We start from the raw sequence: 12,679 nt of genomic DNA on the forward strand, positions 1-12,679 counted from the left end.
CGTTAATAGTATATGATATTACAAATGAGGGATCATTCAAGAATGTCAAAAAATGGTATCAAGAAGTGAAAAAGCACAGCGCAGGGATACCTATCATACTGGTTGGAAATAAATCGGATTTAGAGGAAGCAAGGATAATTTCTTCGAAAGAAGGAGAAAAGATAGCAAAGGAAATAGACTGTCCATTTTTCGAAGCATCAGCAAAAACAGGGGAAAATGTAGAATTTATTTTTAGAACACTAAATAATATGCTAGTAGAACAAGCACAAAAGAAAAAAGCTAAAATTAGGGAAAGTAAAGTGAGAGACTCGCTGATGATTGATAGATAAATTTCACGAAGAATTAAATCAAAAAACTGAGCTATTTCTAAGAAAAAGCCGAGTTAAGCTAATACAACTTTGGAATTAAGGTAAGATCAAAATACAAAATCAAAACAAGATTGATTTTTAGTAGATTATAAGAAATTTTTATTTTGGTGCAGAAAAATTAGCGATTTTCTAAATTCAGTATTTAGAAGTCCTTACGAAAATCGTAAGATTATAATACTATGGGGATATTGATTATATTGATACGCGATATACTTAGATAATACCTTGACAAACGTAAAGACGGGTAATTGTTAAAAAATTACGGGGGGTCAATTCATTAATCCCTACAAAATATTTTATCTAAATGAAAATCCTTTTCCTATTCTTCCCAGTGGATTATCAAATATTTTTACTTTGACGACAGCCCAAAAAGGGGCAATGTCTGCTTTAAAGGATCTTGCAATAAATGTTTCTTTACATGGAAAACCAGGAGCCTTAGCACTTCATGGAGATTTTGGTGTTGGTAAGACAACATTACTAATGAAATTTAATCAAGAATTACGAGAAGGCAATTTAAACTACGATGCTGAGGGTTTTCCTGCTGAAATCAAAGGACTTGGACTACGGCATGTATTTAAAGGATCTTTCAAAGATCAGCTAACTCAAATTTTAGAAAACTTACCAAATATTGTAGAACCCTCAGATAAAGAAATCACTGAAAAAATAATCAAAGAAGTAACAAAATCAGGCTTTATTTCTAATATTAATAACGAACTTCTTAGAAAAACAATGATTCTGAATTTAGTTGGCAAGAATCTAGTCGAGCGTCTAAAATATAACTTCATTCATTTAGCATTTGATGAAGTTGAACAAGAACTGCTTGTTATAGGGTTAGAGAAGCGTGAGGCACGATTACACGACTTTCGTGAGTTCTTGGATAATATAGGGCGCATCTATCACAAAGGAACTGAAATTCACCACATTCCGTTTATGATTACTTTGTCAGTTTCTCCTCAAGCCTGGCAATATGCAGTATCTAGATTTCAAAAAGCGTTGCCTGAGCGGTTCTTATATCATATAGAAGTCCCGCCTCTTATTTCTGCAGATGATACTCAACAATTGATTCTTTCCTATTTATCAAGCACACGAACTGCAGAAATTGAAGGATGTTATCCATTTTCAGATGATGCAATTCATTTCATTCATGAGAGTTTGAAAGGCAACTCAAGACGAGTACTCAAAGCTTGTCAAATTCTAATTTACAAAGCCGCTTTAGAGAAGATTCAGGAGATAACAGAAGGAGTAGTGAAACGTCAATTCATACGAAGTGGGATAAAATTTGAAGAAGTATCAAAAAGAAAGAAACAACCAATATTAACTACTGTAGAGCTCCAGAAGGATGAATCTTCAGTCATACTTGAACCAGAAGTATCTATTGAAGCTGCAATATCAAGTTTTAAGAATTATTTCCAGACTATATTTGGATCAGTTAATTTTGGCAAAGTTTCTACTCTTGATGATAGCAAAGCAGTGTTCTCTCTCGAATTTAGTACAAAAGAGAATCCAAGTATTAGCTCAAAGGTATTGATTTGTGTTAATCTTTCAAAGGAAAGCATAAAATCAACGATGCTTTCTTTAAAATTTAATAAACTTAAAATACTTGACGCTATGACGGAAAGGAAATCAGACTTCACATTTATTCTTTCTAGAGGGCCGGTTATTTCAGATCAATACAGAAAAACATATCGAGAAGTTCCGATTAGTCGTTTGCTATTAGTAAGAGAACTAGATGATCAAACATTTCATCATATAATGAAACTTAATAGTAAAGGCTTAACAGCAGATGTAAAGAAAGAAGTCGTACAAGAATTAGAGGATCGTCTTAAAATTGCCATGTCTTCTGCAAGAATGATTGAAGATTTGAAAAAGATTGGTCTAATCCTTCCAAACTTATGGATTGGAAAAAAAATGGGCCAAGAAATTGGCAAACTAGCAAATAACTTTCTGACTGATTTGTTTGAATTAGAAGATGCCAAAAAAATAACGGTTGATAAGAAGGCATGCAAACAATGGATTGAAAACCTTGTTCAAATGGGTCTCTTGGAGAACATTAATGAAAAGTTTCGATTTAAAACAAGCACAGTGTGGGAAGACAAGCTTTATAATCTATTAGCTGAAAGCGAAGGAGCGCTAGGCATCTCTGAACTCAGTCGTAATTTCTTTTGTGTCCCTTCACGTTCTACAAACGTAGCATATTTGCTTCAACTCATGGAAGGAAAAGGAGTAATAATTAGAGATGAACAGATCCCGAGACCTTATTACCATGATGTTCAACCTGAAGCGAAAAAGACTATGCTTCTTGAAGAAATTGAAAGAATAAAAAAAGATTTGCCAGGCCAGTTGTTGAATTTGTTTCAAGATAAATTGTTAAGTTTACAGACACATATTGAACAAATAAACTATTCACCAGTCATTGAGAAACTCATACGCTATAAATCAATAGAAAAAAGGTTAACAAATCTAGAAAACAGAATTAAACTCATTTCTGAGAAAAGAAATAACTTAATGGATTCAGTAATCAAAGAGATTGAAGAAATCCAAGCAATTGAGGATGAATACTTATCAAAAATTGCACTTAATGATCCTTTGAAAGAAAAGATATTATCACAGATCAATGAAATTTCTAAAAATTTAGATTTAGCGAGCGATTATGCTACAATTTTCGCAATACAAAAGGCTGAGAAATACTATAATAATGCGACAAAACAATTTGAAATGTTAAAAGACGAAAAAGAATTCGTCGAGGGCTACAAGGAAATACAGAAAAGACTTATGATTCAGAAGGACGCAAAAGAGACAATAAAAGCGATACAAAAATCAGTGGAGTATATTAAAAGATTTATCGAAAAGTCACCTACGTTGTCACAAACTCTTGATTTAGAAACACAATTAGAAGCTCAAGAGTCACTGTTTTCTGAATTAGAAAATGCTCTTGTGAAGGAACAGTATGAAGAGATCATTAATCAAAGAAAAAGTGCGGATGGTAAAGAAGAAATTGATGAACACGCATTACTCTTCTTAAAAGATCTCTATAAAAATTCCCAGCAAACAACTGCTCGTATACAGGAAATCCTAAAAGATTTTGACATTCTGAAATTTAATATCTCTAAAGAGTATTCTGGAGAAATTGAGAAAGCTCTATTAAAAGGAAGAGCTCTAATAGATGCAGAAAAATTTGAAGAAGCTTTTGTTGCGCTTTGTGATTGTTTGAATCTTAACAAAACTGCCTTAAACACTGTTGTAAACTCTACTGAAAGTCTTTTGAAAGAATTGAATTGTAACGGTGTACAATCAACAGTTGAAATACTTACTAGTAAGTATAATTTCTCAAGAGAATCCATACTGAAGTTGATTTTTCGCTTAGTACTACTTCAGAGACTAGAAATCGATGGAACATTTATTTGGAGTAAAGAAGAAAAACATTTGCAACTAACATTCTTTAAAAGCGACTAGAATGAAGAAATAATCTATCTTAACCCCTTATTTTTGTTTTACATTTAGGGCAATATCCTTTTGTAGCTACCCATTGAATGTAATGATCTTCGTGAGAAAAAACTCCACAATAAGAACATTTGATTATCTTCTCACCAAAAATAATAGGTCTTAAGCAAATAGGGCATGAAATCTGATCCGACTGGCATGCGGGACAGACTGACGTACCTTCAGGCATTAAATTACCACAATTTGCACATAGAATTTCTTTCTTCAGAATTTCTTTTTCTATTTTAGGGAGCTTGATACCTTCTGCTTCCTTCTTATGCTTAATTAATGATTTAACAAGTTTCTTATGTGTGTCCTTTGCTGTTGTATCTAACTCAAAATATTTTTTTGTATTCGAATCTTCATATTGATGATCTATAGGAGACTTTGAGAGCATTTCTCTGTTAAGTAATATCGTTTCAGTAGGTGAAGGTTCTGTAATTTCTTTAGAAATATCTCTCGGTAGAATGTCATCTTTTATGACATCTTGTTCATCAGATTCGTCTATAGACGAGATAACACTACTTTTCATCTCAGTAATTTGAATCTGTGGCTTCGATCTTTTAAAGAAGAAGATTAAAATGATTCCAATAATAGCTGCAATTGGAATTGCATATATGTACCCAACGGTAACTGAAATGGAGTAATCCTCATATGAAATCACATTTTCTTTAAACAGAATTTCAACACGAAGGGTTTTTATTCCAAAACTATTTGGAATAACAGTGAAATAAATATCACGGCGCTCATTGGGTCCCAATGTGATGGCTCTTGCATTGCCATCAGGAAAACCAAAAGCAGAACCTGACAGACGAACAGTTATAGTAGACGTTCCAACGAAGCTCGGATCCAAGTTATAGAGATTAACTTTTATTCTCTGATAAGTACCTATGCCCATTTGCACAGGAAGATCTTCCATAGTTATTGCAATTAAAGGTGCAGCATCACGAACAAAAAAGGATCCTGTTTCAATGAAGTTTTGGTTTTTAGTTCTGTCAGTAACTTGAATTTGTACTCGATATTCCCCATTAAAGTCAAAGCTATCAATTTCTTTTTCCCACCACTTTGCATAAGTATAAAAAAGTGGACTTTCTTTTTCTGTTTCCTCAAGATAGATTGAACCATCTGGGGCTGTTACAGTAATAGTAGTTGTAATTTGATGTCGAAAAGCATCATAGATTTCAAAGTAAATAAACAACCGACCATTTGGTGTAAAGATAGCATCGTCAACCTCTGTATAACTACCAGTTCCCTTAACATAAGAACAAAATTTAATTGATGACACAGTTGTGGAGCTTTTAGGGTGATCGCTTACGTCATTTGAAATTATCGATGTAGAATTGGATTGCGAACCATCTATTGAGAACACAGCATGGACTGTGCATGAACATAGCATCAATCCAATGATAATAAATAGGCAAGATATCCTGTAAATTATACGACTGTGTTTCATTATAATCACAAATAGGAACTACAAAAATTTCTACATCAAGTTAACGAATTGGATATTATATTGATCTGTCTATTTAGTTTTTAAAGGTTAGACTCAGTAGAAATAGATCTTAGCAAGTAAATAGTTATGTGAATTTCTGTTCTATCAAAAAATCCAAAATAGAATACAAAAAATTATAGTAAAATACTCAAAGTTAAGTTTAATTTGAATTGGTGAGATACTTGTCGTCGAAAGAAAAACAAGGCGAAGATGACCTAATCGAAAGTAAAATGGTTGATATCATTAAACGGATAGAAAAGGTAGAAAAAGATGTTAGTAAGAACGGAACAACTCTTGATAAAATAAATAAGACGTTAAATGAAATAATGAAAACGATGGAGAAATATAATAAGAGTCGCGCCGTAAAAACTGGCAGACTTCGTAAAGATATACTAAGTCAGACTGATCAATTAGAAAAAAAGATTGGCCAAACAGTTGAATTGTTGAAATCCCAATTTACTGAATTGAGCTCTCATAATGAGGATACTCAAAACCAAATTTCGCTTATCAAGAAAGAGACTTCTCAAGGGATTGACAAGCTGAAGATAGATTTAGTTGCTAAACTTGATGATGTTAGGAATAAAACCGGCACTCAACTAGAAAAAATGATTTCTATGACTGAAAACCTTTCTACAGTCTTTGAAGAACATACTAAAGGATATGGTATAGACAAAACAGAACTAACTGCAAATTTAGTAGCACTTGACCAAAGGATTTCCAAAGAAGTGTCAAATTTAGATACCAGCATGTTAAATCGCTTTAAAGCAACAGAAGATACTGTTCTTGAGAATTTAAGACAGATGATAATTGAATCTACTGAATCAAGAGATAAAATTATTGAGAACTTGAAGTCAGCGAATCAAAACATTCAAAATATGAGAGAAACATATACGGCAGAATTTTCAAGTCAATTAGATGAATTCGAAAAAACATACACTATCTTAAGTGAATTAGTAGCTGATTTTAATAAAGCCCAGGAAAATCAATTAGAATCAGGTAAAAAGATCTCTGAGATTTATGACACGATCCACTGGAAATTTGAAACATTAAGAGATGAACTTTCAAGTCGATTTGAGGTTCTAGAAGGCCGAGTAAATGATTCATTGGATCAATTAATAAAAAGCTTTAGTACAGTAAGTAGCGACTCCGAAGAAAGTCTCAAAACATTACATTCAACGATTGATAGCTTAAAAATTGCATATGTTGATAGGTTAACAAAAAATCTAGAAGCAATATCTTTAGATATAGACAATACAAAAAAGACGATTATTTCAGCTTTACCAACACAAAGTACTTCATTAGACTCAAGTACATTAGTTGGTGTTAAGAAGATGTTGGAGAACTCTTCCAAAGATTTAGGTGATAAACTCAGAACACTAAAGGAAGAACAAGTTTCACTTGTAAATATCCAAGCGAATTTAGTTTCTACTCTTAGAGAGTATAGAACGATGCTACAAGAACTTCGGATTACTTTGTTAGATAAAATGGAAGAATTCGAAAAATTGATGATTAGATAATTTCGCAATCAAACTTGTATCAACTTATATCGATTTCAAGCAATATAAACAATGAAGGTGATGAAAAGTGATATCTTTGCCTCCAGCGCCATATATTAAATGGTTTGAGGATGATGATATTTCATTTAAACTCGAAATGAAATATTTCATTAGAGAAATGATCGATTGGAATCTGATAATGTATGAATTTAAGCCACTCTACGTGCATAAAGAATTTATCAGAATATTTGGAGTAAATAAACCCCCTGAACATCTTTACACATGAAATAGGCTTTTAGTAGGTACTTGAACAATCTAGAGAAGTATTTCAAAACCTCTCTTTTTTTATGATACAGAACAAAAAACACTTAAATTAAGAGGACTAGTCCACTAGTCTATTTTAAAGGTCCGAATCTGAGTTTTAGTCTCTAATAACACCTTATTTTCAAAAGCCATTACGTCTAGCATATTTTCACTAGCTTTAAGCATGATATCTGTATTTCCTAACCTTCTACCATATTTGATCGTCTCATCAAATTTTTGTAAGGCATTTGAACAATAATTGCTTTGTATTCTAGGATCGTTTTCTAGCTTAGTATAAGCGAACCAGCATTTCCCTGCTGCAAATGAATAAATAGGCAATGAAACGAAATCATTCAATTTTAATGCTATTTCTAATGCCTTATCCCAGTAGCCTAAAGCTTCTTCCATTATTTCGATTTTATCTTGAGCCTCAGACACTTTGCTGAAACTCATTGACAACCTACCGAGAACTTGATAGCATTTTTGCGATTGTTTTTCATCATTCATTGAAAAAGATAGTTTTAATGACTCATAGAGACAGTTTTTTGCCTTAATGTAAAGATTTTCTTTTTGTAGTTGATCAGTGTAAGATAATACGTTAGTTAAAATCGTTCCCATGACATAATAATTGCGAGCAATTCCTTGTGCATTTTTGTTTTCTATCGCTCTCTTCAATCCTTCAGAGGAAAAGTTCAAAGCGCTAGTTAATTTAGAGTTTTTTTCTTCAGAATCTGGTTCATTTACAGCAAATACGCTTTGGAGCAATGCTAAAGTACAATAACTAACTTCTTCCACAGTTTTATCATTTAAAGTGTTAATTATGCTCAGCAGATTTTTAAATGTTTGAATAGCACTCATTAAAAGGTCTTGCATTACTGAAATATTAGATTCTACAGTTATCAACCACTCTATTTGATTTGAAAGAATATTGCTTCTCTCTCTAACCTCAGCTATGTCTTTCAAAACAAGAGCATATTCTAACGATTTTGACTGAAATTCTACTGCCTTTCTTAGTGTCATACTCTTAGCACTAAGGTTTAAGTACATATTAGTCAGTTTTTCGTACATTTCACTAATTGTCTTAGTTTCTTGCAGTAATTCTCTTTTGTTACTTGATTTTAACTCTGAATTGACTTGATACGTGTTTTCTCGGATTCGAATGAGTTTTTCGAGTAAAATTTTCTTTCCTTCGATAGTAGGCTCAGTTTCGACTATTTCTAAAAACAAAGAATAGCCAAACTCTTCCAGGCCTTTGAGATAATCTTGAAGTCCTTCAAGATGTTTATGCTTCTGAGCAATTTCGGTAACTCTCTGAAAATACAACTCAGCTTCGGATATATACCCAGTTCTTTTCTTTATATCGTTTTCAATACCTGCTAAATAGAGAAAAATTGATCCTATTGAATATTCATATTCTATTTGATCACTTACTTTGTTTTTTTCTTGTGCAATTTCAAGAGCTTTGTGATAATACTTAATCATTGCCTGATAAGCGTCTTTTTTTATTCTGAGACTCACATCGAGGGCAATAAGTTTTGAATAAGCATGGGCGACTGAAATTGAGAAATCTTCGATTTTTTCTATATCGGAAAGTAATAACACTGCATCTAGCGCTTCTTTCATACTATTAATTGCGTCCTGTACAAGTTCTCTTTTTTTGGTTTTATCCATCTCTATTTCGCTTAATTGAAGAAAAATGATTCCAAGGCTATTAGAGTTCAACGCATACGCTTCGTCAATATCTTCAGATAGACTTATAGCAAGTTTATGATAGTGAGTTGCTTCTTCTAAGAAGTTCTTTTTGGTAATATCATCATTGACTAGAGATGAAAACTGAAGAAAAGAAACTCCAGTTGTGTAACAGAAACTTTTCAAAAGATCCTTTTCAAAAAATTCTTCTGCAATTTCTGCACATCGAGCTAAGCGGAATGGAGTATTTTTTTGGAGTGTTAGAACTTCAATAACATTTGCTGTGAGATGCTTGAACATTTCTGCTATTTTTGCTTCTTTATGCATTCCTTTGTTATCTAGGTCATATGAAAGTAAATCCCATGATTGACTAAGTTGAAAAAGAATATCTAAAATTTCCTCTTGCTCAACTTCGCCGCTTATGACTTTCAAGTGTAGTTTGAGATTCTCGACAATTGAATCTTTAATTGGGTCAGGATGACTCTCATCCACTAAAGATAATGTCCTGACATAGACAAATTCATCTTCAGGATTCGAAAGGACGGTTAGTAGATTATTAAACAAATCTTTGGTGGATTTGTCCTTTGATTGTTGAATAAATCTCTTGAATTTACTAAGAATCCCCATAGTATTCACTACAACCGTATTGTCGAATACTCATCCTAAAATACTAAATTTTAATATGAAATTATCTCCCTCTTTCTATAGCGCCATTTAATTTATTATATCTTATCTTTTGATTATGGCTAATTTTTATTTATCTAAAGTAACTCAACATGAAAAACAAAGCAGACGTAGTTAGGAAATGAGAGAATGTTCTTTTTTCGATTGTATAATTTGTACAATTGTTTCTTATGCCCTCAGAGAATCCCCTTTATGCGATAAGATCTTTTTTTTTGGCTCAGATATTTGATGTAGTTCTATAATAAACATAATTATATAAATAAAGTCTTTGAGAAGAGAGAAAAGTCAAACTGAAAGAAATTAAAGCGCTTTAGTTTATATTGGGGGCATGCCTTGATAACTCTTTTACAGATGGATCCCTCACATTTAGAGAAGGGATCATATTGGTTGACAAAGTATTTGTTAATTTATCTTTTGCCTTCATCATTTAGTTTAAGCCCTTCAATAATGAAAATGTTAACTTACTTCCCGATTCTCTCATTAGCTTGTTGGATTATTGCCCCCTTTGTCGTCACAGGTTTTTTACATTCATTTAATCATTCATTCCAACGTTTTAGTCTAAAACATAGGAAAAAAATGAGATTTACAAAACTTAGAATTTTAACTCTTTCATTAGTGTTGCTTCTAAGTGGAATGGCAATTTTTGTTGTTGTTAGCGGAATGCCCCCCCAAGTAAATGTGTACAATCCACAAAACAACCAATCGGTCTCTGGAACCGTAGAAATTGAAGCAGAAGTAGAATCTAGGCATCCACTTTGTTATGTCAAGGTTAGCTTTGATGAAGGTGTATCTTGGAATTTGATGGAACAACAGGATGGTGACGACTATTTCGGGACATATATTTTTACTTGGAATACAAAAAGCCTTTCTGATGGTGACCAAAAAATTCTTGTGAAGACATTAGACACCTTTGGGCGCTCTGATTATTGTACAGTAAATGTGAAAGTATCTAATTCTAATAATAGTTACCTTCTGTATTCTGGGATTTTGGATGTCGCTTCTTCTGTCTCTCAATTTTCGGTGGATACCCAAGATACACAATCATCAGCACAAAATTCAACGGATGAAAATGATGTCCCATCTATTGAACTTGAGTGGGTTGAGCCTTTAAACAATTCCTTCCAATACAATACCTTTTGGATTAACATTGATTGTAAAGATCCTGATTCAATTATGGATACGATTTGGTATCGTGTAGTAAACGAAACAAAAGGATCACAAGGTTCAATTGTCATAGATAATATGATTCTTGCTAGTCCAACATATACTATCGAATTAAATGTTAGCAGTTGGAAAGATGGGTCTTTATATCGAATTGAGGGGTTTGGAAATACCACAACAGGAATCACATATGCTTTAAGTGATGAAGAAGCCATATTCTTCTCCATAGATATTTTACAGGCGAGTTTTAGTCATAATCCTGCTACGCAAAGAGTACCGAATGTGCCAATCCCCGATGAAGATATCCAAATTAATGCGACTATTTCTAATAATCTAGATATTGATACTGTGATTCTTGTCTATTCGATTAATGGAGACTGGACAGAACACAATGATTCGACTGTTATGACTAGTTATTTTGGAGATAACATCTATTCTGGTACAATACCAGGACAGGACACTAAGGTATATATTGAATATTATTTCTATTACAATACCACGCTCGGAGCACATGCAGTTAATGATAATATTGGCCAATATTATTCCTTTATTGTTGACCCGGTCAACATTGATTATATTTCGCCGCCAGAAAACAATAGTTGGGTTTCCGGCATACAAACTTTTGACTGGGATATCTCTACAACAGATGGATTCCTAGATCACTACGTTGTTTATCGAAATGAAACAGTAATTGAGGAGGCTGATTTTTCTGGGAGTTTGACGACTACTTCAATAAGTATAATAAATGATACAACAAATCCCCTTTTTTCAAATGGGGATTGCTATAATTTCACAATCTGGGCTAATAACACCAATGGCGCTTGGAATGTCTCAAGCGTTTTTGTTTATGTGGATAATGAGACTCCTAATCTTGTCTTTGTGCAATCAACAGCTTATATGAATTCTACAGAAATAGATTATGGAGTTACAAGAGCACTTAATATCAGTGTACAAGCTACCGACGGAATCTCTAGCATTGATACGATCTTCATCTCGCATAATGCGTCAGGAACATGGCAGAATTATACAATGCCAATTAATGGCACTACTAATTTCTATTTCAATATCACAGACGTTTCCTCGCTTAGTCTTGGAAACGTCTTTATGTGGCTCTTTTATGCAAATGATACTGCAGGAGTTTGGCAGATACAAGACAATGGTGGAGCTAATTATTCAATTGTAGTTGTCGATTTATCAGGGCCAAATTTAATCCATATAAATGACACTAATTATCTTAATGACACCGCACCGCAGACAAGTGACAATATTGTAAGGTTTAACGCTACTGTTTCAGATAATGTCGGTGTAGAATCAGTGTTCCTTTGTGCAAACGCCACAGGTTCATTCACAAACTATAAAGCAACACAAGACGGTGTCACAACAACATGGTTCGTAGATTTAGATGTTTCAGCATTAAGTGCAGGAGAAATTATACAATATTATTGGTTCGCAAATGATACAAATGCTGCAAATCCTGCAAGGTTCGATAATGTGGGCTTGTACTGGTGGTTTGGTTATTTTGTTGATGACGAGTCTCCACAGTTAATCCATGCAAACGATTCCAACTATCTCAATGACAGCACACCACAGACTAGTGACTCTGCTGTACGATTTAACGCAACTGTGACCGATAATGAGGGCGTAGAATCTGTATTGCTATGTGCAAATGTCACAGGTTCCTTTGCGAACTATACAGCGATACAGGACGGTGCTACGACAACCTGGTATGTGGATTTGGACGTTTCATCTGTATTAGCTGGAGAAATTATTCAATACTACTGGTACGCTAACGATACAAATGTTGCTAATCCTACCAGGTTCGATAATTTGGGCTTATATTGGTGGTTTGGCTATTTTATTGATGATGAGCCCCCAGTCATTACCCATAACCAAATTGCTGATGTAAATGATTCTATCTTAACGACTTCAGATGAAACAGTAAGGATTAATGCTACAGTAACCGATAATGAGAATGTAATCTCCGTGTTCTTATGTGAGAACAGTAC

The 12,679-nt window shown here is 33.4% G+C and carries 7 protein-coding genes; 5 read left to right on the top strand and 2 right to left on the bottom strand.

Going from position 1 to position 12,679, the window contains the following annotated elements; translation table 11 throughout:
* The coding region (locus tag QVB70_RS13085) for a GTP-binding protein (RefSeq protein ID WP_287587035.1) at positions 1-329 on the top strand (329 nt) is incomplete at its 5' end.
* 417 nt (positions 330-746) lie between these two features.
* On the top strand, positions 747-3,821 hold the full coding sequence (locus QVB70_RS13090) for a hypothetical protein (protein ID WP_287587036.1): 3,075 nt from the start codon (positions 747-749) through the stop codon (positions 3,819-3,821).
* 19 nt (positions 3,822-3,840) lie between these two features.
* Here the strand turns inward: QVB70_RS13090 and QVB70_RS13095 are convergent, their stop codons facing one another.
* Positions 3,841-5,301 (bottom strand): hypothetical protein, encoded by a 1,461-nt coding sequence (locus QVB70_RS13095; RefSeq protein WP_287587039.1) that lies wholly within the window; start codon positions 5,299-5,301, stop codon positions 3,841-3,843.
* A gap of 221 nt (positions 5,302-5,522) precedes the next feature.
* Between QVB70_RS13095 and QVB70_RS13100 the strand changes: the two genes are divergently transcribed.
* Positions 5,523-6,857: a hypothetical protein gene (locus tag QVB70_RS13100; RefSeq protein WP_287587041.1), complete on the top strand. Its 1,335-nt coding sequence runs from the start codon at positions 5,523-5,525 to the stop codon at positions 6,855-6,857.
* Positions 6,858-6,924: 67 nt separating this feature from the next.
* The gene (locus QVB70_RS13105) at positions 6,925-7,122 is read left to right on the top strand and encodes a hypothetical protein (RefSeq protein ID WP_287587044.1); all 198 of its coding nucleotides are present in this window, start codon (positions 6,925-6,927) and stop codon (positions 7,120-7,122) included.
* A 104-nt stretch (positions 7,123-7,226) separates the two neighbouring features.
* On the opposite strand, the gene QVB70_RS13110 is transcribed toward QVB70_RS13105, so the two are convergent.
* Complete coding sequence (locus QVB70_RS13110; RefSeq protein ID WP_287587045.1) at positions 7,227-9,455, bottom strand: hypothetical protein; 2,229 nt, start codon at positions 9,453-9,455, stop codon at positions 7,227-7,229.
* Positions 9,456-9,845: 390 nt separating this feature from the next.
* Between QVB70_RS13110 and QVB70_RS13115 the strand changes: the two genes are divergently transcribed.
* Positions 9,846-12,679, top strand: a 2,834-nt coding sequence (locus QVB70_RS13115) for an Ig-like domain-containing protein (RefSeq protein WP_287587046.1), incomplete at its 3' end; no start/stop codon positions are given.

It is taken from the genome of Candidatus Borrarchaeum sp. (assembly GCF_019058535.1).
Classification (GTDB): Archaea; Asgardarchaeota; Sifarchaeia; order Borrarchaeales; family Borrarchaeaceae; genus Borrarchaeum; species Borrarchaeum weybense.

Excerpts from the sequence above, each read along its gene's own strand:
- QVB70_RS13090 (WP_287587036.1), top strand. The coding sequence starts at position 747 with ATGTCTGCTTTAAAGGATCTTGCAATAAATGTTTCTTTACATGGAAAA.
- QVB70_RS13095 (WP_287587039.1), bottom strand. The coding sequence starts at position 5,301 with ATGAAACACAGTCGTATAATTTACAGGATATCTTGCCTATTTATTATC.
- QVB70_RS13110 (WP_287587045.1), bottom strand. The coding sequence starts at position 9,455 with ATGGGGATTCTTAGTAAATTCAAGAGATTTATTCAACAATCAAAGGAC.